This is a genomic window from Glaciimonas sp. GNP009, assembly GCF_054343755.1.
Window position 1 is genome coordinate 1,966,818 of the sequence record NZ_JBTGUV010000004.1, and the last position, 22,439, is coordinate 1,989,256.

Sequence of the window (22,439 nt, forward strand, 5' to 3'; positions counted from 1 at the left end):
GCAAAATCATCGTTACTCTGGGCGTCGGGCGATGCCAGTTGGAGGGAAGCTGACTGAAAAGCGCGATCAATAGATTTCATCCTGGTCTCCTGTTATGCCAGCGTTTTAGCGGCTTCGTGGATGGCGGCGCGAATGCGGACGTAGGTAGCGCAACGACAAATATTGCCGCTCATGGCCTGATCAATATCCGTATCCGTTGGTTGTTTGTTCTTACTCAGCAATGAAACCGCAGACATGATCTGACCGGACTGACAGTAACCACATTGCACCACGTCAAGCTTGCGCCACGCTGCTTGTACCGCCTGACCGACGTGACCGATGTCAACGCCTTCGATGGTGGTGATTTTTTTTCCTGCTACCGCAGAGATCGGGGTCACGCAAGAACGGATTGCTGCGCCGTCAAGATGAACAGTGCAAGCGCCGCACAATGACATCCCGCAACCGAATTTGGTACCAGTGAGGTTGACAACATCGCGCAACGCCCATAGCAAGGGCATGTCGGCAGGCGCGTCGATTTGCGTATCCTTGCCGTTAATATTTATGCTGATCATGACTCTTTTTTCCTTGAAAAATAAGGACTTATGAAAAATCGCCCTAGCGGCGTTGCGCTTTCCTAGCGGTACTCGGTGCCGTCTTCGATCGGCACGCCTTGCCGGGATGGTTTTCCATAAGTCCTTGAATTAAATATATTTAATTGAATATAGTTAGTGGCGAAGCTCCTATTTTGCCATTACGTAACGTGTTAATACACCCAACCCTAACGCGCTTGAGCGTCGACGACGATTACGGTTTACCATTTTTAAAAACTCAAAGCACCGCTATATTCATTGAGACATAAAGCTTTCATCCACGCAGAATCCCGGGCGCAATCCCGAGATTTCCTTAGAACTTGGTTTGTTGATTAAGCGAATGCCGTTATCAATCTGCGGACAAAGGCATTCTCAGGCCATCATTTGCCTGAATTCCAGACTGATAGCCATTCTTAAGAGGTATTAAAGGGATCGGCTCCAGATTCGGTTTGCCGATAAATTTGATGGAGTGATAAAGTTTCTTTTCATCAATAAGATGAGATTACTATAAATTCACGAACTTGATTTAAATCTGCCAATTGTATGATTTGTTGCCATCAAAATTGGATCAGTAAATCTGGCCTTTTCGATTTACCCGAAAATAAATCCGAATTTGAAAATCCGAGACTTTCACGAAACAGCAATAAGTCTGACTAACTGAATAACGCAACACCAATACTGTTGCAGTATTCGGATGATTCAGCGCAGGGAAATCGACCATCAAACAGATATTGCCGCTTAAATCAACTACTGATACCCACTTACAGAGGCTTTCCCAGTGCTGCCCGCAAATCGAAATTGGTAGATTGTTCCGGTTGTACGCGCTCTTCGCAACTATGCAAATGGTGGGCCATTTGCGCTTGTGCCAGTGCTGCATCGCCATTCTCCAACGCAACCAGTACGCTTTCGTGTTCGTCAAAAGAACAGGCATTTTGCCCCGGCGCTTCGACCTTAGCGATTAGCAATGTCGTGCGCGAGACCAGTTTACGCAGCACTTCTACCAGCATAGCGTTATCGGTGATCTCGGCCAATTCCAGATGGAATTGCGCCGACAGCCGAATCCAGCGCGGGCGATCACCGCTCAGATAGGCGGCCCGCTCATCGTCAACGCACTTTCGTAGCGCCGCCAATTGCTTCGGGGTCGCGCTCCGGGCGACCTTTTCCAGTGTTGCGTGTTCAATGATATTGCGTAACTCAAACATGTCTTTTGCTTCTGCGCTGGTCGGACTGGCGATGAAGGCTCCACGATTAGCCTCCAATTCGACGAGTCCTTCAGTCTCCAGACGGATCAGTACTTTGCGCACAGTATGACGCGCCGTATCGTAAATCTGGCACAAGACCTGCTCGGTCAGTTTGGTGCGAGGCGGCAACCGATGTTCCATGATGGCGTCATACACATCGTGGTAAATACGCTCTTCGGCATTGGCCTGCGGTTTAGCGGCGGCGGCACTTGCCAGGCGCAAGGGTTTGACTGGTTTATTCATATTTATCGCGTTGGAAACAGCCATATCGAAAGCGTTTGTCGATGACAACCATTTAAAAATTCAATAATCCTGTGTTTGACCGTGATCGAATTAATTTGTTTTGATTAAAAAATGAAAAATGTGTGATTGAACTCCATCGACTCTATGTCTAATCGCAATGACACAAAGAAGTGTTTATGTTCATTCTTAATAATATATTTTGATTCAATCGCCTTAAATTGGCGACAACAATGTTCTTATTTCCCTAAAAAGTTAAATACAGGAAATAAATAAGTGACGATATTACCCTACATTTTGGAGAGGCATCGGCACACTAGTAATGCGGAAAAATAAGTGCTTAACATGATCAAAAAATCAGCATGCTCTTAGCCCATTAAGATGCCAAGAGCATACAATTGAGCAATGCCAATATTTACTTAGGTAAAGAACCTTCTACACCGTCAACCAGCCAGTTGATACTCATCAACTCACCCATCGGCAATACAGCGCCAGCGGCTACTTTTACAGAACCGGTATTATCTTTAAGCGGTCCCGCAAAAGGTACCAATTTTCCATCCACGATATCTTTTTTCTTGTCGTTGAATAGTTTCGATACATCCGCAGGAACAGACGCATTCAATGGCGACAAAACGACCAGATTTTCTTTAATTCCCCACAACGTTTGCTCTGGTTTCCAAGTTCCGGCCAGCTCGCGCTTGACTTCCTGAATGTAATACACGCCCCAGTTTTCGGTATTGGCGGTCAGGTGGGCTTTCGGGCCGTATTTAGCCATATCAGTATCCCAACCAAATGCATGCACACCCTTCTCTTCGGCAACCTGCACAACAGCTGGCGAGTCGGTATTTTGTGCCAGCATGTCCGCACCTTGGGCTACCAATGTTTCTGCAGCTTGACGCTCTTTGCCCGGGTCATACCAGGTATTTACCCAGACAACCTTGGTCTTGATCTTAGGATTGACGCTCTTTGCACCCAATGTATAAGCGTTGATATTGCGCACTACTTCCGGGACCGGGAACGAACCAACGAAACCCAATGTATTGGTCTTCGTCATTTTTCCGGCGATCATGCCTAACAGATAAGCGCCTTCATAGAAACGAGTCTGATACGTGCCGACATTGGCTGCCGTTTTGTAACCGGTCGCATGCATGAAATGGACCTTCGGGAAGGATTTTGCTACCTTCATCGTTGGGTCCATGTAGCCAAAAGAGGTCGTAAAGATCATCTGATTACCGTCAACCGCCAATTGGCGAATCACGCGCTCAGCATCTGCCGTTTCTGGCACGTTTTCGACGAAAGTCGTCTTGATCTTATTACCGAATTCTTTTTCTAAAGCGCGACGCCCCTGATCGTGCTGGAATGTCCAGCCACCATCACCGACTGGGCCAAGATACACAAAAGCCACTTTCAGCGGCTCAGCAGCGTGCGCAACCGGAAGCACACCCAAAACCAAACCGGTAGCTGCCGCAATGGCCGCTAATGTAGAGCGTAATCGAAACATCTTGAACTCCTTTACGTGGATGCAATTTTCCGCAATGTAACTTGCAGAAAATCGAAAAAAAATTGCACAGGCAGACTTAAAAATCTATCGCAGGACCAATTCTCAGGATCGCAGAAACGTATTTATAGAATACGTTTCTGCACTTATTTAGAAATGGTATTCGACACGCACCATCGGTGTTTTTGCTAAAGAGCCGCGTACGTTGGCTGGGTTGCCGAATTTATTGCGCCAGTATTGATATTCCAAACCCGCGCGTAGTGTGTTTTTACCCATTCCCAAAGGTGTGCCGAGGTCATACATGACTTGGGCGTCGATGTTTAATTCTGGCGCCGTGCCGCCACCAAATTCATTGGTACCCTTGGCCGCGATGTAGTTCATATAACCTTCAAATGCAAATCCAGTTGAAGCAATAGGAATTCCCCATGCTGCGCTCAACATGGGATGCAAATCGTAGGTATAACGGCTGGTGATGCCAACTGGTTGATTACTTTCCTGAATCAACAGCAAACTGATGCTCAGAAAACCCGGTACGTCCATCATCAGCGTAGGTCCCAAGACCAACATACGTTTTTTGGAAGCATAGCCAGGATCATTTTTGGTATTCCAGTCAAAACCGGCAGTCACGCCAAGACCACGAACCGGACCGAAGGACAGGTTTTTGTTAAAGACTTTGCCCATATCAAGCGTGTTGCGATAGACGATATAGGCTTCTTGTGCGTTGGCATCCTTGCTATTGGATTGCAGCAAATCGACGTTGAAATAGTTGGTGCCGTATTTATAACCGCTTGCGTGGGTCAGATTGATGATGTTCTTCGAAATGCCATTGCCGACGTATGGCTCAGCAAATTGCGTACCGTAACGATACCCAATTGACGTATCGCTCCACTCCGCTGCATTGACTTGCTGAACACTTGCCAGCGCCGCTGCGACCGTTAATGCATTGACCGCCAACTTGCCCATTTTCATTGCTGCTTGCTTTGCCATTTTTTTTCCAAGATTATTAATAATACAAAAAAGGAATTAAGGAGCCCCGTTTCTCCCTATTACGATGATTATGTAAAACTTGCTGTAAATAAATAATAACTATGCATAAATTCGTTTGATTTATTCACAGCAATTCTCATGCCAATTGTTGACAATTACTAGTCACTGGTGAAAATAATTAATATTCTTATTTATGTAAAAACTTATGACGACTATCGGTGCAGCGCATCAATAATTTGCATTAAATTGGCGCTCTTAGAATCATAAATGCACTGTTGCGGTGCAGAAAGGGGGAATAAAAAATTTGTTTTAGCTGAAATATTTACGCAAAATTTAAAATTATTGCATCCAATCAATGATGTTTTTTGTCGACAAAATATTTTTAAAGATGCCAGATCGATCGCATCGTGCTCTAGGAAAGCACATAATCCGTTACCAATTATTGCCAGAAATGGTTTGTGTCCGATGGTTGCGCCCCAACCAGTCGCATCGTGCATTCTCAGCAGAACTGGCACAACAATTGCATTTCCTTCTTATTACGAATCGCTATTTAATTTTCGCTTTTAAATGTAAAACGTTTGAAATTTAGATTTTTTTATCTACCGTTTTCGATCTATCATTTTCAATTTAATTGTTTTTAATTTATCTTTTTTTAATCTATCGCTTTTCAATCTATATTACGGACGCTTCCATGGACCTCCTGCCGATTTATTCTGATCTGCCGCCGCGCCTTGTCTTAAACGGCATTACCAAGCGATATCCGACGGTGGTCGCCAACGACGACATCAGCCTGAGCGTAAGACCTGGCGAGATTCACGCCTTGCTTGGCGAGAATGGCGCAGGAAAAAGCACGCTCATGAAAATCGTCTACGGCGTCACCAAGCCGGACGCGGGCAGTATTCTGTGGGAAGGTCGCTATCTGGACATCGCCAGTCCTTCTCAGGCGCGACGTCTGGGCATCGGCATGGTATTCCAGCATTTTTCATTGTTCGAAACCCTGACCGTCGCTGAAAATATTGCGCTGGCACTGGATGCGCAAATGCCGCCAGCAAAATTAGCTGCGCGGATTACCGAAGTCTCGGAAAAGTACGGCCTACCCATCGATCCACATCGACTGGTACACAGCATGTCGGTGGGAGAGCGCCAGCGCGTAGAAATCGTGCGCTGCCTTTTGCAAGAGCCGAAGCTTCTGATCATGGACGAACCAACCTCGGTACTGACACCGCAAGCGGTACTCGTCTTATTTGCCACCCTGCGACAATTGGCAGCGGAAGGCTGTAGCATTCTATACATCAGCCATAAACTCGACGAGATTCGCGCCTTGTGTGACACCGCCACCGTCCTGCGCGGTGGACGCGTCAGCGGCACCGCCATCCCCAAGAACGAAACCAACGATAGTTTGGCGCGCATGATGATTGGCGGCGAACTGGCTGAGTGTCACCTGACACCGCAAGCCACCGGCGAAGTCCGGCTCGCGCTGGATAAGCTATCGCTTACCACCATCGATCCGTTTGGCACCACGCTGAAAAATATCAGTCTGGCGGTCAAAAGCGGTGAAATCCTTGGCATTGCGGGCGTATCGGGCAACGGTCAAAAAGAATTACTGGCTACCCTCTCTGGCGAAAACCTGAGCCCGCACGGTCCGATGATCACACTGATGGGTGAACAGGTCGGCCAACTTAACCCGGCCCAGCGGCGTCGACTCGGTCTGACATTTGTACCGGAAGAACGACTCGGACGTGGTGCAGTCCCGGCCATGAGTCTGGCAGAAAACGCGCTGCTGACCGGCGCTCGCCATGGCATGGTAAGCAAAGGTCTAATGCGACATACGGCAATCCGGCAGTTTGCAAAAGACGTGATTACCCGCTTCGGCGTCAAATGCGGCGGTGAACAATCGGCAGCATCAAGCCTCTCCGGTGGTAATCTGCAAAAGTTCATCGTCGGACGTGAAACCATGCTAAACCCCAAAATGATGATCGTCGCGCAACCGACATGGGGCGTCGATGTCGGCGCCGCGCAGTTGATTCGGCAAGCCCTGATCGATCTGCGCCTGCAAGGCGTGGCGTTGCTCGTCATCTCAGAAGAACTGGAAGAACTATTCACCATCAGCGACCGTATTTGCGTACTGGCCGCAGGTCGGTTGTCGCCAGCGGTACGATTGGCTGACACCAACATCGAACAAATCGGCAACTGGATGAGCGGCCAATTTGACGAAATGCCGTCTCATTCTGCTGATGCGAACACGTCTTCACCCTTACCGAACAAACAGGAGAGCCATCTTGCTCAAACTTGAACGCCGTGCGGCCCCGTCGCCGATCATGCGAGTCGCCTCACCTCTGATAGCGGCGGTGGCGATGCTCTTGACCGGTATCGTCATCTTCACGATACTTGGCAAAGACCCGCAACAAGCGTTTTACGTCTTTTTCATTAAACCGTTGGCCACCCTATATGGCGTCGGTGAGTTACTGCTCAAAGCCACACCTTTATTATTGTGTGCTCTTGGTCTCGCTTTAGGTTTCCGTGCCAATGTCTGGAACATCGGTGCCGAAGGTCAACTGACGATGGGCGCGATAGCCGGTGGTGGCGTTGCACTGTGGCTGGGCGACAGCACCTCCATGTGGGGATTGCCGCTGATGTTTGTGGCTGGCGCACTTGGCGGTATGGCATGGGCCGCGATCCCGGCGTTCCTGCGCAATCGGTTTAATACCAGTGAAATTCTGGTCACACTGATGTTGGTCTATATTGCGCAATTGCTGTTGTCGTATCTGGTGCACGGTCCATGGCGCGACCCTCAAGGTTTTAATTTTCCGCAATCCAAATCATTTAGCGACGCCCATCTGGTTCCGCTGCTGATCGAAGGTGCGCGTACCAATTGGGGTTTTATCCTTGGACTAGTGCTAGCCCTCGCATCGTGGTTATTTTCCAGTAAAACCTTTGCCGGATTTCGCATGCAAGTGGCTGGTCTGGCCCCCGCAGCGGCTGCTTATGCCGGATTTTCGAATAAGCGTAACGTCTGGACCGCGCTACTCATCAGCGGCGCTACCGCCGGACTCGCCGGACTATGTGAAGTGGCTGGACCAATCGGTCAGTTGCAGGCGCAAATCTCACCGGGGTATGGCTTTGCAGCCATCATCGTCGCATGGATCGGGCGTCTGCATCCGGTCGGTATCGTGCTGGGCGCGCTGCTGATGTCGCTGTTATATCTTGGCGGCGAATCGGCACAAATGCAAATGGCGTTGCCATCAGCGATCACCGGCCTGTTTCAGGGTCTGCTGTTGTTTTACTTGCTGGCTGCCGACCTGTTCATTACTTTCAGATTGATCAATATCAAGGTTGCTCGCAAACAAGCCCCGCTCGTCGTCACCAAGGAAGCCGCATGAATCCCGCCAGCCCCATCCTTCCTATCATTACCAGTACCGTGATTGCCGCCACGCCGTTGATTTATGCCGCAATCGGCGAAACGGTCGTCGAAAAAGCGGGCGTTCTTAATCTCGGTATCGAAGGCATGATGCTGGTCGGCGCCGTCGCTGGCTTCGCCGCAGCATTGACGACCGGCAGCGCGACCGCGGGCTTCATCGCCGCAGCAGCAGCGGGCGTTCTCCTGTCGCTGATCTTTGCTTTTTTGACGCTGAGTATGCAAGCCAATCAAGTGGCGACCGGACTCGCCTTGACACTATTCGGCATTGGCTTGTCGGCTTTCGTCGGGCACGATCTGGCTGGAACCCCGATTCAAGGCCTGAAAGGCATTGATATTCCGTTGCTGTCAGACTTGCCCGTCATCGGTCAGCTCTTGTTCCATTACGACATCATGGTCTACTTGTCGCTGGTACTGTGTGGCGCGGTGTATTGGTTTCTCACCAAAAGTCACGCCGGATTAAAAATGCGCGCCGTCGGTGAATCGCCAGCAGTCGCACACGCCATCGGTCACCCAGTGATCCTGATCCGCTATCTTGCCGTCATGTTCGGCGGTGCAACAGCCGGAATCGCAGGCGCGTATTTATCGATTGTGCAGACCCCGATGTGGGTAGAAGGAATGACCGCAGGCAAAGGCTGGATCGCGTTGGCACTCGTCGTATTCGGCACATGGAAACCTCTCCGCGTCGTGTTCGGAGCCTATCTGTTCGGTGGCGTCACCGTATTACAACTCTACGCACAAGGTTTCGGTTTGGGCGTACCGTCACAAATATTATCGATGCTGCCTTACGTAGCAACAATCGTCGTACTGGTCATCATCTGCCGCGATCCCAAAACTATTTTGTTGAATCAACCGGTGTCGCTTGGACGTAGTTTTCATCCTGATGCTTGAGTGTAGGATGGATGGCAAATGATATGTGGCAGCGAATGCATCATGTACTCGCTGCATTCTTATTCCACTGTTTACTAAATGAGGGCGTGCTATTGTTTTCATGAGGTAAATTCTGCGCAAAATATGCCACTGCTAAAGCGTAATCTTCTGGCTTCCAGTTTAAATCCCACCCGCCAACCCAATCGGGTCGCTCTGCAAATACCGTCCCAACTGCGGATCATAATCTCGATAGTAATTATAAAAGTGATCCGTCTCGCGATCATACAACTGGCCGGGGAAGCGCTGGTTGTAGGGGAAGTTACCGAGTCCGCTCGGGTTTTCGCTTGGTCGCAAGATGCCGAACGGATCGCCCTGATCCCAACGCCAGACCATCTGGTTGTTGCTGGCGTCGGCGATGACGCGGGGTGTATTGCTGTGATCGGCATAAATGTAAAAAATATCGGTGACGGTCGTTGGTTCGCCGCCGTTAGGAATTAGGCGTGGCTTCAATACGGCGATGGGAATATCACCGAGATAGACCGTCTCCTGTATCGGGTTCCATGCGGCGTCATATTCACCGAGCAGATGACCGGCGGCGTCATAGACGTAGCGGTTGATGCCCGTGGCAACAACCGTGTTTGGGCCTTGTTTTTGGACGCGTTGACCGATGCCGTTGTAGGTATGGATGACGGTGTTACCGCCGTTGGTTGCGCTGTGCATGCGTCCGCGGTCATCGTAGGTGTAGTGGCGCATGCCGTCATGCGGCCGTCCAGATCATACGTGCGCGCTACCGTATTTTTATCCGTTTCGGTACTGTTGCCCCACGTCCAGCTATTGATCGGACCAAACGGTTGATAACCAATTGCTAAGACAAGAGGAATCTAGGTGACCGTGCTTCCGTTCGCGTGGGCGGGTTGCAGCCTGATGCTGTTGAGGCGTCCTGCTGCGTCATGCGCATACAAAAGACTGTTGCCTCTGGGATAGCGTATCAGAATCGGTTTGGCCGTGCTGCTGCCTTTCTCGCCAAAGACATACTTGACGGACAGGGTGTGAAGGGTGGGGCCGCCGACGATGGTGTGTTGCTGATGCAACAGTTGACCGAAGCCATCGTAGGTATAAACGGACTCACCGGAACTGTCGACCATCCCGGTTAAATAACCGGTCGCGGCGGGCTGTCCACCGGAGGCGCCGTCATACGTGAATATGGTCGCCGGACGCTGGCATAACCAATGTGGGTCAGGCGTCCGAGTACATCATAGGCAAAGGTCGTTGTCTTGCCACGGGCATCGGTGGCTGTCTTTAACTTACCTGCGGCGTTAAAGGTGCGGGTTGTGTTGCCGGTGTCCGGGCTGGCAGTGGCGGTTGGGTTGCCGAATCCATCGACGGTGTAGTGGGTCACCAGATTCCGCGGATCGGTCACTGAACGCAGGTAATCCAGCGGGCCATATTGCAGATGGATCGTGGGACCGACGCCGTTCAATACCGCGGACGGCAAGCGTTGCTGAATCGGTCGGCTCAGGATGTCGTATTGGTAGGTGGTGATGCGGCCGATCGGATCGGTGACTTGGGTCCGGTTGCCGACTTTGTCGTAGAAATAGGTGGTGGTGCTGGGACCAGTTTGAGCGGTGGCGACTGTGCTATCAAGGCCACCAAGAATCAACAATACGACAATGGTAAGTATCGTTATATAGCGATGTCGTCTGTCTATAAATATTCTAAATAATGCCGTATATTGCCGCCTTATTTGCTTTCGAAAATGCCCATTACCCGACTGAACAGATTGCCCCATAGATCGCATCTCCCTAATTTTTTATTTGGAATTTCGTGCCAAATAATAGACTCGGATTTGAATATTCAGGACAGCAGATTTGGCGATCTAGGGGTATTACTTAATTACTAAACGACAAAAATATAATACGATTATCGCGCACGACTGATACGTTTTTGCGGCGACTATTTACCTCCCTCAAAAAGATAAGATTTCGATGAACTTTATGTTCGCTTAAGTCTCTATTCGTGAGGCTAAAGTGATGACTGAATTAGTTTTCAATCGCGCCAATTTTTCGCTTTTTTAAAATTTTTAAAGGAAAACAATCATGAAAAAAACACTCAAACAAATCTCCAAAGACACCCGCAAAAAAAATCAAAACGCCTACTGGTAAATCAAAAATAAATAAGAATAAAGAGCTTGCGGGCTCTTTATTTTTTGGGGAGAACAAAATGCATTTTATCGACTATTTCAAAGCGTTGAAGGATAGGGAGTTGACCTGCCTCTACGACAGCATGCCGGTATACGAATCGCTAAGACGTCAGGGGTTTAGAAATTTGGTGGCGTTTGATCGATTTGATTTCAGCATTGAGAAACCATGCTTTGCAATCATCTCGTTGTATGAAACCCACGATAAATTAAAAGTGTTATGGGATACTTCCCGCGCCTACGTATCACATATTGCGGTGGCGAAATTTGACAATTCGATAGCAAGTATTGATTACGCGTTGGAACGGATGCTGGCTGTCGATGCCGCAAAGGCTATTCACTATCGTAATCAAGTCTACGAGGCATTCTCTGTTAGCGACATTGTTCACATACAGCGCGGCGCGACGGACGTGCGTTGCACGCTCGGTGATGAATTGGAAATCGCGAATTGTGATCTCGAATTATCCGGGGGTTGGTTTTACTCGATTGCAGAATGGTTTGAAGCGTCGGTAGTGAATATGGAATCGGAGCGATCAAGTTTTTCTCTCGCTGGCACCCTGGAATTCGATGGATTAATTTATCTCGCCAACAATTCCGAATTGAAGAAAAAATGTCACAAGGATGCTGATCGATTACTGCAACTGGTTAGCCAGGGGAAAAACCTCGTCACATTTGAAAATAATAAACTGGTGTCATTGATCGCGGGGGGACAAGACGAGACAGCGTGTTTACAAAGAATGTTTGAACGGGACAGAAGGGAAATGTCTGCCACCGAATTCGCCTTTGGATGCGTGGAACATGATGCGATTCAGTGGAATATTAATTCGTTGTTAAACGAAAGCACTTACGGAATGCATATTGGAATTGGTATGGGACAGCAAGCACCACACATCGATTTCATTGCGAAGGGATTATCCTTTGATAATTGTACGCAGGCGTTGTAACAATCATCGACAGGTTGCCCGGCTTGATTTTTATCAATAAGTAAATATAGAGAAATGATTCAAAGTACGGATACAGAATCGGGAAAATCCACAGCCCGATTCCATCGATACGTTGACCTGCGATCAGGCCACATTCACCCGCCTATCAATACAACAAAAAATGTGGATTAATTACACCGATGATAAAGTTTTTGCACAAAGTTTCACGAAAAATTATTTATCGCTAACAGGCGCGCAGCTGCTGAGCAAGTCTTCAGCATGTCCAGGGTAACGGCTAGGATTAGTTTTTCGATACTCGCTACGTAATACGACCGCACGTTCTCCAAGGCTTCCATAATGCATGCTGGTCGCAAAAAAACTCTGCCTATCCGGGTGATGCGCTGCGCTAGGATAAGATTTTAAAAAATCTTGCATGAGATTATTGGGAATATCTGCGCCTGGCATGCGTTTGGCATAATAATTTTGCTGACTATTAATCTTGATTTTGATCCATTTTTTTTCATTTATTTTCCATTTTATATTTTCCAATTCCTGGGTGACAGATGGCTTGATGCAATTCATGTGGACATGTAACTGATTTTGACTACGATTGCAGGCAGAGTTAATCGCAATGCCGACCTGTTCTGGTTTGTTGCCAAACTGCGCCGCTGCAATATAACGCTGCCGCCACGCTTCTGAAAAATACGCTGGGTAACCAGGGCGCCACATTTCAGGTGATTCAATACCTGTAACGGTTAACGTCGGAATCAAAAGATAATGCGGTGGAATCTGATTCGATTTAAATACTACGAAATTCTTGTTTTCTGTTAAGCATTGCACGTGATCAGGCGTCTTTGTTTGGACACAATATTTTTTAACGACTTCCCATAGTTTGTTGCTATTAGCGCCTTCTGCCACGCAGAAATTTGCGGCTGAAGCTGCGGTATAAAATATGCTGAATGCACTCAAAACAATGATCTGATTTAACTTTTTCACTCTTCTTCCGGTCATTTTTATTCGATATGAAATGTCTATTTATGCAAACAATAGGCTTGTAGAGTGCCCATCTGCATGCGTGCTAATCCCTTAGCTTACCGCCAGCTATTAAGGTTAGGTCGGTTTGCCACACACCATTTTTTCAATAACCGGGTCTATGCGAACACCGCACCTTAATGGCATATATGCCGACTTCGCGCAACATCTATCAAAACAGAGAAAATGTGAAAACCTCATTTTTTCTCTTTGATAACCGTTCACATTTTCCTGACTTCAGATAAAAAATGGGACGAAGCCGGTCACCAAGTTTTGGTTTAAAACACAGATTTCAACTGTTCGTAAATCACGTTGAATTTCTTTCTGCGGGTTGCAAAACGGTTATGACGATCAAGATTCGGTGTATGAATGGCGATCTCTTTAGGGACTGTGCAGATTTCGCTCAGCGTAGCGGTGTCACCGCTGATCTGCGCGACACCAATCCGTGCCAATCGTGCGGCACCTAAGGCTGGCCCGACATCACCACCCTGACGCCGGGTGAGCGGCTTGTTGCTGATATCAGACAGCATCTGCACCCAAAATGCGCTACGCGAACCACCGCCAATAAGTGTGATATCGGTCGATACCAACCCTGTCGACTCCAGCGCATCAATACCATCAGCGAGGCCGAAACCGACGCCTTCCAAAGTTGAATAGGCCAAATCGGCAGGCTTGGTGCTAGCATTGAGTCCAAAAAAAACGCCTTGTGCAGCGGGATTGTTATGCGGTGTACGCTCGCCGTTCAGATAGGGCAGAAATAATGGCGTGCCGCTATTGCCAGTGCCATCACCGGTATTGTCTTCGCCACGTGCTTCAGCGGCCGCGAGTAGCGCTGGCACATCGGCGTAACCTGTCAGTTGTGCCGTGAAGTCGAGGCATGATGCCGCGGATAACATGACCGACATCAAGTGCCAGGTATTGGGTAGCGCGTGACAAAAGCTGTGGACTGCCCGCTCAGGATTGGCATGAAAACCGTCGCTCGCGGCAAAGTAGACGCCCGAAGTACCAAGAGAAAACATGGCCTGACCCGGCTTGATCACGCCAACACCAATTGCGCCGGCCGCGTTATCACCCGCACCGGCCACGATCGGCACTTGCTTCAAGCCCCAACGTTGCGCCAACTCTGGCTGCAACGTTCCGGTGATATCGGTTCCCTCATAGAGTTGGGGCATGTGCTTGCGGGTGAGTCCGGTCGCGACCAGCAATTCATCACTCCAGTCGCGCTGCCCGACATCAAGCCACATTGTACCGGCGGCATCCGACATATCGCTGGCGAAATCACCGGTAAGCTGGTAGCGAAGCCAGTCTTTGGGCAGTAATACCATTTCAATCTGGTCAAATAGTTGAGGCTCGTATTTTGCCAGCCACAACAATTTTGGCGCGGTAAAGCCGGGCATCATCAAATTGCCAGTGAGTGTGCGCGAGGTGGGAACGCGTCGTTCCAGTTCAGCGCATTCTTCAAAGGAGCGCCCGTCATTCCACAGAATTGCCGGACGCAACACGTCGCCTTTGGCATCGAGCACAGTCGCACCATGCATTTGACCGGTCAGACCAATCGCTTCAATAGAAGCGGGGCGAATACCTTCTTTGGCCGCCGCGACCAGCAATGCATCCACCGCTTGCTGGCAAGCATGCCACCAATCTGCTGGATTTTGTTCACGCCACAATGGTTGCGGTTGGGTAACCGTTAGCGGTATGGTGATGCTCCCGCGCAGATTATCCTGGCGATCAAGAAGAATCGCCTTTACGCCGGATGTACCTAGATCGATACCTATAAACATATGGTCACTTGTGGTTATTTGTTTTTACGGAGACTGACGGCAGATGCCCCAGCGGCGCTATACCGCTTAACATACCATTCGCCATGGTTTTGTCGACAGATATTACTGGGATACTGAAGGACCCACGCTGCGACAGTCGGCATTATTTAGGCTTGCTTAAGTCCGTTGCGGGGACGTTTTTGCGTTAATCCAAGAGGGTGTGGTCGAATATTGACAATGGCACGCCCATATAAAATTATTAAAATGAGCACATAATTATCGTTTTTTACTCGCGCTTAAATATATTTAATCGGACGCGTTACACCATGCTGCGTACAATTTAAGTCTCGATCTGGACGAATGAAGGGACTTAAAAGATAACACTTGACGGTTCCACTCGTTATTTTTGCGTTGACCGTGAGGATCTTGCCAGATGAATGACTGTAACCAATGACTGCGACAATGATCCCATTTCCCATCACCAGCACCGAGACCGACAGCGGTGAAACGCTGTACACATTACAAAATGCCCGCGATATGCGCGTCGTGATCAGCAATCGCGGTGCAACAATGATCTCGTGGCACACTCCTGACCGCTACGATCGTATCGCCGATGTCTTGCTCGGGTATCCAGATAGCCAAGGTTATCTTAATAACCCCACCTATTTTGGCGGTCTGATCGGGCGTTGGGCCAATCGTATTGCGGATGGCCACTTCACGCTTGACGGAGTAGATTTTCTGGTCGATCAGAATAACGGTACCAATCATCTGCATGGCGGCAATGCTGGTTTTCATCTGGCTATGTGGCAAGCCCATCCGGAGGAAGACGGGTTACGATTCACGCTTACGTCGGCAGAAGGCGAAGCCGGTTTTCCTGGCAATCTTCAGGTGGAGGTACGCTATGAGCTTGATGACAATGGTTGCCTGACCATTGATTATCAAGCGATCACGGACGCACCGACGCCGGTCAATCTGACTTCGCACGCCTACTTCAATCTGAATGGCGGGTGCAGCGGTATTGGCGATCACTTACTCGCGATTGATGCTGATCATTTTCTAAAAGTCGATGCAAAATTGATTCCGACAGAACGTGCCGAGGTGGCGGGCAGTACGTTCGACTTTCGGCAGCCAGCGCCGATTGGTCCCCGTTTAACCTGGCCGGATGCCCAAATCAAATTGGCGGGTGGGTTCGATCATTGCTATTGCTTGCATTGGAACGCAGGCGTTGAACCTGGCACTTTACGTGACGTAGCGAATGTTTATGATCCCGGTTCCGGACGCGAATTAACCGTCGCGACGACCGAAACGGGGCTCCAGTTTTATAGCGGAAATTATCTCGCTGGTGTCAAAGGTCGTGGCGCGCTACCGTATGCGACGCATGACGGATTCTGCCTTGAGGCGCAAGCTTTCCCCAACCAAATAAATGGCCCTGACGCCGAGGCGGTGATATTGCGCCCTGGCCGCACTTATCGGCAAACTACTGTGTATCGTTTGAGCGTACGCGCATGAATGCGGCAGTCGGTGCGCTTATTGTTAAGCTAAATGGGCTCGTGGGGCTATTTAAAAGCCCTCAGTCGCTCCTAAGTCTCTGTGTTTATCCTCAGAGGCACATAACAAACAAAGTCCAAAAGGAGATCGATCCTTGCATTTAGGATCAATCTTCTGACTTTGCCCTTAATGTGCTATTTTTTGAGGTTCCATGGAAGAATTGAATCAAAGCTTGTTTCTGCTCATTAATGCGCCTGCACATCCCACTCCCGCGTTGCTCATATTTGCCAAAGTGTGTGCTGAACAACTGATTTGGCTGATCCCGATTGCGGTATTGGTGGGCTGGTTGTCAGGTGCAGAGAAAACGCGAAAAATCATGCTGCAAGCGACTGTATCGGGCATCATCGGCATGTTGCTCAGCCAATTAATTGGTTTGGTCTGGCAGCATCCAAGACCGTTTATGATCGGATTGGGCCATAACTTTGTCCCGCACGCCGCCGACTCATCTTTTCCAAGCGACCATTTGACCTTGTTATGGACGGTGGCATTCAGCTTTATTTGCCATCGTCGTGTCCGAGTGATTGGTCTGATGTTTGCTTTGATGGGGTTGCCAGTGGCATGGGCGCGAATTTATGTCGGCGTTCATTTTCCATTAGACATGCTAGGCGCAGCAGTGGTCGCGGTGGTGAGTGCCGGAATCGGATTATGGACGGCAAAATGGTATGTTGCGCAGACATTCCGTTATGCCACAGCAATACATCGCTGGCTCTTCGGGCCGCTCATTCGGCGTGGATGGTTGATAAAATAACCAAAGCAGAATAGTTATTATCGGACATAAAGCGTTGGTTTTTCGTTATATTAATGATGGGAACTTGGGCAAAACCGTCCCTGCAACGGACTTACCATCTCTGCGGACCACAACCGTATGCAAGCTAGAAAAGCATAATGCAGTAGGCGCGATTTGGCATAAGTCCTGACAATAAGGAATCATCATGCGAGTATTGCTGGTTGAAGACGACCGAATGATCGGTGAAGCTGTTCAAGTGGCTTTACGCGACGCCAGCTACGCCGTGGACTGGGCGCATGACGGCTCAGCCGCGCTGATCGCCACGCAAACGGCGTCCTACGACCTGATGTTGCTCGACCTGGGATTGCCGCGTGTGGATGGCCTGGAAGTGTTGCGCCAATTGCGCCAACAAGGCAATTTGTTGCCAGTGCTGATTGTCACCGCACGCGACGCGGTGGATGATCGGATACGCGGGCTTGATCTGGGTGCCGACGATTATGTCGTCAAGCCTTTTGAAATGGGTGAGCTTCTGGCGCGGATGCGCGCATTGATACGTCGGCAGGCGGGTAACGCCACCCCGACCATGACCAATGGCACACTGAGCCTGGACCCAAGTACGCGAGAGGTTACAGTTGAAGGCATCGTCACTCGCCTGTCGGCGCGAGAATTTTCGCTGATGCATGCATTGTTGCTGCGACCGGGCGCGATTTTATCGCGGCAAGAGCTGGAGAACCGGCTCTATGGATGGAATGAAGAAGTGGAAAGCAACGCCGTCGAATTTCTGATTCATTCGATTCGCAAAAAGTTGGGTGCCACATCGATCAAGAATGTCAGGGGGTTGGGATGGATGGTGTCAAAGCAAAACTGAACCGCTCGCTGCAATTTCGTCTGTCGCTATGGTTATCACTGACGATTTTAGTGATGGCCATACTGGCCGGCGTATTTTCATTTATTTCAGCTTTTCGCGAAGCCAATGATTTGCAGGACGATCAATTGCGGCAAGTCGCTGCGTTAGTCGATAGTCGTGGTCTTCCCCTTGCGACACCAACGCCCGCTAGCGTCGGCCAAATGAAAGATGACGAATCACAGGTCATCGTACAAACCTTAGGTGATGCAAACTCGCATTATCCACTGGCATCAGGACATCTGGCGTTGCCGGACAATCTGGCAGATGGGCTACAAACGGCCACAGTTAATCGTGTGCCATGGCGCTTATTCGTGCGCAGCATAAACACGGGACAACGATTGGTGGTTGGTCAGCAAACCGCAGTGCGTGATGAAATTGCGCGCGATGGGGGCCTGAGAACGGTGATGCCACTGATAGTGCTCATTCCCTTGTTGATCGGTTTGATCAGTCTGATGATACGCGGCATGTTGCGACCAATCACCCGACTTTCCCACGAAGTTGACCAGCGTGACGATCAGGACATCCGCCCACTTGACGACCAGCACGTGCCGGATGAAATACGACCATTGATAGGGTCAATCAACCGCCTGCTGCGGCGCGTTGCAGAGGCGATGGACGCACAGCGTCGTTTTATCGCCGATGCCGCACATGAGTTGCGCTCACCGTTAACCGCATTATCGCTGCAAGCCGAAAATCTGGCTGCAACTAATCTCTCCCCGAAATCCCAGGAACGACTGATTCCGTTAAGGCAGGGATTACAACGTGCCAAGAACTTGCTAGAGCAATTGCTGACACTTGCGCGCTCACAAAATACGCGAGGTGCACAGGCCACGCAACTTTCGGTTACGGCCGTGCTCCGACACGTCATGGAAGAGTTACTGCCAATGGCAGAAGCGAAAAGAATCGACATCGGCGTGGCTACCCACACTGACCGTGACTCCGACCTTACCTTGGTTGCATCAGAAGTAGAGTTCGTTGCGCTACTCCGCAATTTGCTAGAAAACGCGATTCGCTATACTCCAATTGACGGGACCATAGATGTACGCGTACGCACCGCGGATGGCGCACTATGGATTGAAGTCGAAGATACCGGTCCGGGCATTGCTGAGCTGGAACGAGAGCGCGTTTTTGACCCGTTTTACCGCATTCTCGGTAATGACAGCGAAGGCTCTGGACTCGGACTCTCCATCGTCAAATCGATCGTCCTGCGCTTGCAGGGCACAGTCACATTGCAGAACGCACATCTAATCGCACCGTTTGGACTAAAAGTCACCATTCGACTACCAGTCTGAATCTGCTGCATTGCTCTTAACTTCGTAGTTCTGTTGAAATAACTATCAAACACTTCAGACCCTGATAGCGCTAGCCTGGGTCATCGATTTTCTACGCATTGCGTTAGACGACAAAATAAACCTATTTCTTCAAGTCACTCATAGCCGGTCATGTTAAGACGATGGCTTAACGTTACATATCCCCGTGCAGAATGCGGAAGGTAAAGGAATTTTATGTCAATTACAGAATACTCTTACCTAGAAAGAGATAGTTCCCATATTAATCCTTCCGTGTAATTTGTAAAATTCGGCTGCGTATTTGATGTGAGCCAGTGCAAATATTTCCTGCATAAGGTCTTGAGTAATACCAACTGAAATACGCCTTATTAATCAGGGGCTGTTGACCTATGTTTTGGGAAATTTCATTAAAACCAAAATGAACTGCCAGCGTCACATGCCATTGTTGCAGCTCCTTGCCGGTGCACTACGACGCCGCTCCAATCTGCATCGACATGCAACGCCTGCCGCGTGGGAAAACACAAATAATACGTCAAGAGGCCTTATCGACAGGTTTAATTACAGAAGGTACTTTTACCTTCGCGACTTGATGCCAAATATTTAGCTATAAATGAAGAGAAAGAAAACAATGCAACAAACAAAGTGGTTAAAGAAAATGTCCTATACAGTGGCTGCATTTGGGCTACTGACTATTGCGCAAACGGCTGTTTCCAGCCCAGCTCTTTATGATGCAAGAGGTCAATCCAAGGCCGGTCAGAACACGGATGCAGAAAAAGTAACGCCAAACAGAAAACTAAAATCTAACCATACCAAGTCGACGCAGGACTACCTGGACGGGATGAAACTAGATTTCACTCAGGTTAAGTTGGCGGACGGTAGCATACGCGTAACCGCTAATGCCAACAATCCAAAAATGCCAATTCCACCGACGCAAATCGAATATTACTGGTCGGCACCCTCTAATTCAGTTGATCATTATCCTGCATCAGACTCAGAACAGGGTGAGTCCTCGAAGCTTACATTTACAATGCCCCCAACACAGCTTGAACAATACGAATTTGGTATGACGGGCTACGAAAAGGCGAACCAAAGCGTCTACGCTATTATCAATACTGTCATTGTTCCCATCGAATCCACGCAAGCTTACGTGAACGGGCTAGAAACTAATATCACGCAAACGAAGTTAGCAAATGGCGCAATACAGGTTGTCGCCAAAACCACCAATCCAACTGTTCAAACATCGCCAAAACCGGTGGAATTCTATTGGCAGGGGCCGCCTGATTCAGTTGATCATCATCCCGCTACTGAGTCCGAGCGAAGCAAGTCTTCAACGGCTACGTTCACCATGCCAGCGACACAAACCGAAAAATACGATTTCCACATAGAGGCAGCTGAAAAAGGAAACGCTAAAGTTTTTGCCATTGTCAGTACTCCCATTGTCCCTATTGGGTCGACGCAAGCCTACCTGAACGGACTAAAGCTTAATGTTACACAATCAAAATTGCCGAATGGCGCAATAGAAGTCGTCGCAAAAGTCAGCAACCCTGATATACAAACCTCGCCAACGCCAGTAGAATATTTTTGGGAAGAACCATCGGGTTCAACTGATTATCGTCCTGAATCAGAAGCTGAACGGAGCGAGTCTTCGACGGTAACATTTACGATGCCTGCTGCACAAACTGAAAAATACGATTTTAATGTAATCGGCACCGACAAGAAAAACTATAACGTTTACACCTACATTAATGCCCCAATTACGCCTCTTAGGTCGCATCAGTCGTTTCTAAACGTCTTTCAGGCGCGCGATGCGCGATCTACATTGAAAAGCAGCGACACAGGAGCATCGACTCAGTCGATTCAAGATTTCGTAGCTGGCTTAAAGCTTGATGTCACACAAGATAAATTAGCCAATGGCGAAACTAAAGTGGTTGTCAAAGCCATTAATCCTGATGTCCCAACTCCACCAACACCATTGAGCTACTTCTGGCTAGGACCCAAAGGTGCAACCGAACATAATCCGATACGGGGCGAGAGGACTGAGTTGTCTACGTTTTCCTATATGATGCCGGCGGCACAAACTGAAACCTATCAGTTCATGATCTCAGCATATGACAAGAACACTGACAAATTCATCGATTTTGTAAAGACGAAAATTACACCAGCGGAGTCGACGCAAGCCTTTCTGAACGGATTGACGCTTGATACTACCCAAACCAAGTTAGAAAACGGTGCAACCCGAGTAGTAGTGAAGACTAACAACCTGCATACCCCTACATCGCCGACACCAGTCGACTATTTCTGGAGAGGGCCAAAGGGTTCTACCGATCATCACCCAGTCAGTGGTGAACGCACTGAGCTTTCAACATTTGAATTTACGATGCCTGCGGAACAAAATGAAAAATATAATTTCTATGTCACAGGGTATGAAGAGGGCAATAATAATGTAAGCGCTATGCATACGACTTCTATTGTTCCAATCGGGTCGACGCAAGCCTTTCTGAATGGCTTGACGCTTCATACCACACAAACCAAGTTAGAAAGTGGCGCAACCAGAGTCGTTGTTTATGCCAGCAATCCGCATGAGGCGACCCCTCCAATGCCAGTAGACTACTTCTGGAGGGCCCCAACGGGCTCAACAGAACATTATCCAGTCAGTGGAAAGCGCACTAAGCTTTCAACATTTGAATTTACGATGCCAGCGGAAAAAATTGAAAAATACAATTTTTATGTCACAGGATACGAAGAGGGGAATGATAAAGTTAGCGCTATGCATACAACTTCCATTGTCCCGGTCGGGTCGACGCAAGCCCCTTCAAAGAATTGATGATTGAACGCACGCAAACCATGTTAGAAAGTGACTCGACCAAAGCACTGCTAATAGTGCGGTAATAATTTAGTCAAAATCTTCTTTACAATCCTCGCTTTGCGCTCTGTATGATAGCAAAGCGAGGAACCTTAATTTGACAATTCTAAGATTGGTGTAGGACTGACCCTCGCAGTTTCCACATCCGTCACCCCCTTCAAGCCACGCAAGAATCGCTCAGCGCCTTGCCACCAACATTTCCTCTGCCGATGGCTTCTTTTTATTGAGTTAGACGGCACAAAAGGATAACGGCATCAGGTCACTTATCACTGCTCCGTTTATGCTTTTATAGAACGCCACACAAGACTGTTCGACATTAAGCAACTACAGAAATCTTACCGAAATTATAGAATTTTCTTGCTACGTTAGAGAT

General features: G+C 48.8%; 19 protein-coding genes. 10 read left to right on the forward strand and 9 right to left on the reverse strand.

Translation table 11 applies throughout. The annotated features are described in order from the left end of the window. Window positions 1–92: 92 nt before the first annotated feature. The 5 genes from ACXX82_RS09605 to ACXX82_RS09625 form a co-directional block, all read right to left on the reverse strand. Entirely contained in the window at window positions 93–551 is a 459-nt protein-coding gene (locus tag ACXX82_RS09605; protein WP_322234028.1) for a (2Fe-2S)-binding protein, read from the reverse strand. Window positions 552–1,330: 779 nt separating this feature from the next. Continuing rightward, the gene (locus ACXX82_RS09610) at window positions 1,331–2,053 is read right to left on the reverse strand and encodes a GntR family transcriptional regulator (protein WP_323506125.1); all 723 of its coding nucleotides are present in this window, start codon (window positions 2,051–2,053) and stop codon (window positions 1,331–1,333) included. A gap of 412 nt (window positions 2,054–2,465) precedes the next feature. Then, on the reverse strand, window positions 2,466–3,551 hold the full coding sequence (locus ACXX82_RS09615) for a BMP family ABC transporter substrate-binding protein (RefSeq protein ID WP_458562818.1): 1,086 nt from the start codon (window positions 3,549–3,551) through the stop codon (window positions 2,466–2,468). 147 nt (window positions 3,552–3,698) lie between these two features. After that, window positions 3,699–4,535, reverse strand: a complete 837-nt coding sequence (locus tag ACXX82_RS09620; protein WP_322234036.1) for an outer envelope protein — start codon at window positions 4,533–4,535, stop codon at window positions 3,699–3,701. A 212-nt stretch (window positions 4,536–4,747) separates the two neighbouring features. Next, window positions 4,748–5,050 carry a hypothetical protein gene (locus ACXX82_RS09625; RefSeq protein ID WP_322234039.1) on the reverse strand — a complete coding sequence of 101 codons (303 nt, stop codon included), beginning with the start codon at window positions 5,048–5,050 and terminating at the stop codon, window positions 4,748–4,750. Between the two features lie 176 nt (window positions 5,051–5,226). On the opposite strand from ACXX82_RS09625, the gene ACXX82_RS09630 reads away from it, so the two are divergent. The 3 genes from ACXX82_RS09630 to ACXX82_RS09640 are packed head-to-tail and all read left to right on the forward strand — an operon-like array spanning window position 5,227 to window position 8,841. Then, the gene (locus ACXX82_RS09630; protein ID WP_458562819.1) at window positions 5,227–6,828 is read left to right on the forward strand and encodes an ABC transporter ATP-binding protein; all 1,602 of its coding nucleotides are present in this window, start codon (window positions 5,227–5,229) and stop codon (window positions 6,826–6,828) included. A 25-nt stretch (window positions 6,829–6,853) separates the two neighbouring features. Next, window positions 6,854–7,915 carry an ABC transporter permease gene (locus ACXX82_RS09635; RefSeq protein WP_322240297.1) on the forward strand — a complete coding sequence of 354 codons (1,062 nt, stop codon included), beginning with the start codon at window positions 6,854–6,856 and terminating at the stop codon, window positions 7,913–7,915. Further along, the gene (locus ACXX82_RS09640; RefSeq protein WP_458562820.1) at window positions 7,912–8,841 is read left to right on the forward strand and encodes an ABC transporter permease; all 930 of its coding nucleotides are present in this window, start codon (window positions 7,912–7,914) and stop codon (window positions 8,839–8,841) included. The genes ACXX82_RS09635 and ACXX82_RS09640 overlap by 4 nt, the downstream gene beginning before the upstream one ends. A gap of 159 nt (window positions 8,842–9,000) precedes the next feature. Here the strand turns inward: ACXX82_RS09640 and ACXX82_RS09645 are convergent, their stop codons facing one another. Further along, window positions 9,001–9,573 (reverse strand): RHS repeat-associated core domain-containing protein, encoded by a 573-nt coding sequence (locus ACXX82_RS09645; protein ID WP_503421161.1) that lies wholly within the window; start codon window positions 9,571–9,573, stop codon window positions 9,001–9,003. Window positions 9,574–9,770: 197 nt separating this feature from the next. Between ACXX82_RS09645 and ACXX82_RS09650 the strand changes: the two genes are divergently transcribed. Continuing rightward, complete coding sequence (locus ACXX82_RS09650) at window positions 9,771–9,974, forward strand: hypothetical protein (protein ID WP_458562821.1); 204 nt, start codon at window positions 9,771–9,773, stop codon at window positions 9,972–9,974. On the opposite strand, the gene ACXX82_RS09655 is transcribed toward ACXX82_RS09650, so the two are convergent. Next, window positions 9,971–10,609 carry a hypothetical protein gene (locus ACXX82_RS09655; RefSeq protein ID WP_458562822.1) on the reverse strand — a complete coding sequence of 213 codons (639 nt, stop codon included), beginning with the start codon at window positions 10,607–10,609 and terminating at the stop codon, window positions 9,971–9,973. The genes ACXX82_RS09650 and ACXX82_RS09655 overlap by 4 nt on opposite strands. Before the next feature lie 431 nt (window positions 10,610–11,040). Between ACXX82_RS09655 and ACXX82_RS09660 the strand changes: the two genes are divergently transcribed. Further along, window positions 11,041–11,961 carry a CgnE/CgnB domain-containing protein gene (locus tag ACXX82_RS09660; protein ID WP_458562823.1) on the forward strand — a complete coding sequence of 307 codons (921 nt, stop codon included), beginning with the start codon at window positions 11,041–11,043 and terminating at the stop codon, window positions 11,959–11,961. Between the two features lie 213 nt (window positions 11,962–12,174). Here the strand turns inward: ACXX82_RS09660 and ACXX82_RS09665 are convergent, their stop codons facing one another. Further along, the gene (locus tag ACXX82_RS09665; protein ID WP_458562824.1) at window positions 12,175–12,936 is read right to left on the reverse strand and encodes a CDP-diacylglycerol diphosphatase; all 762 of its coding nucleotides are present in this window, start codon (window positions 12,934–12,936) and stop codon (window positions 12,175–12,177) included. Between the two features lie 314 nt (window positions 12,937–13,250). Beyond that, the gene (xylB, locus tag ACXX82_RS09670) at window positions 13,251–14,753 is read right to left on the reverse strand and encodes a xylulokinase (protein WP_458562825.1); all 1,503 of its coding nucleotides are present in this window, start codon (window positions 14,751–14,753) and stop codon (window positions 13,251–13,253) included. Window positions 14,754–15,182: 429 nt separating this feature from the next. Here xylB and ACXX82_RS09675 point away from each other — a divergent pair, with 429 nt between their 5' ends. The 5 genes from ACXX82_RS09675 to ACXX82_RS09695 all read left to right on the forward strand — a co-directional run bounded on the left by ACXX82_RS09675 (window position 15,183) and on the right by ACXX82_RS09695 (window position 22,027). After that, window positions 15,183–16,241, forward strand: coding sequence for an aldose epimerase family protein (locus ACXX82_RS09675; protein WP_458562826.1), 1,059 nt, complete (start codon window positions 15,183–15,185; stop codon window positions 16,239–16,241). A 190-nt stretch (window positions 16,242–16,431) separates the two neighbouring features. Further along, window positions 16,432–17,028, forward strand: coding sequence for an undecaprenyl-diphosphatase (locus ACXX82_RS09680; RefSeq protein ID WP_322234077.1), 597 nt, complete (start codon window positions 16,432–16,434; stop codon window positions 17,026–17,028). Window positions 17,029–17,212: 184 nt separating this feature from the next. Further along, the gene (locus tag ACXX82_RS09685) at window positions 17,213–17,875 is read left to right on the forward strand and encodes a response regulator (protein ID WP_322234079.1); all 663 of its coding nucleotides are present in this window, start codon (window positions 17,213–17,215) and stop codon (window positions 17,873–17,875) included. Beyond that, window positions 17,851–19,206 (forward strand): ATP-binding protein, encoded by a 1,356-nt coding sequence (locus ACXX82_RS09690; protein ID WP_322234082.1) that lies wholly within the window; start codon window positions 17,851–17,853, stop codon window positions 19,204–19,206. The genes ACXX82_RS09685 and ACXX82_RS09690 overlap by 25 nt, the downstream gene beginning before the upstream one ends. Before the next feature lie 625 nt (window positions 19,207–19,831). Continuing rightward, window positions 19,832–22,027 carry a hypothetical protein gene (locus ACXX82_RS09695; protein WP_458562827.1) on the forward strand — a complete coding sequence of 732 codons (2,196 nt, stop codon included), beginning with the start codon at window positions 19,832–19,834 and terminating at the stop codon, window positions 22,025–22,027. Window positions 22,028–22,439: the final 412 nt, after the last annotated feature.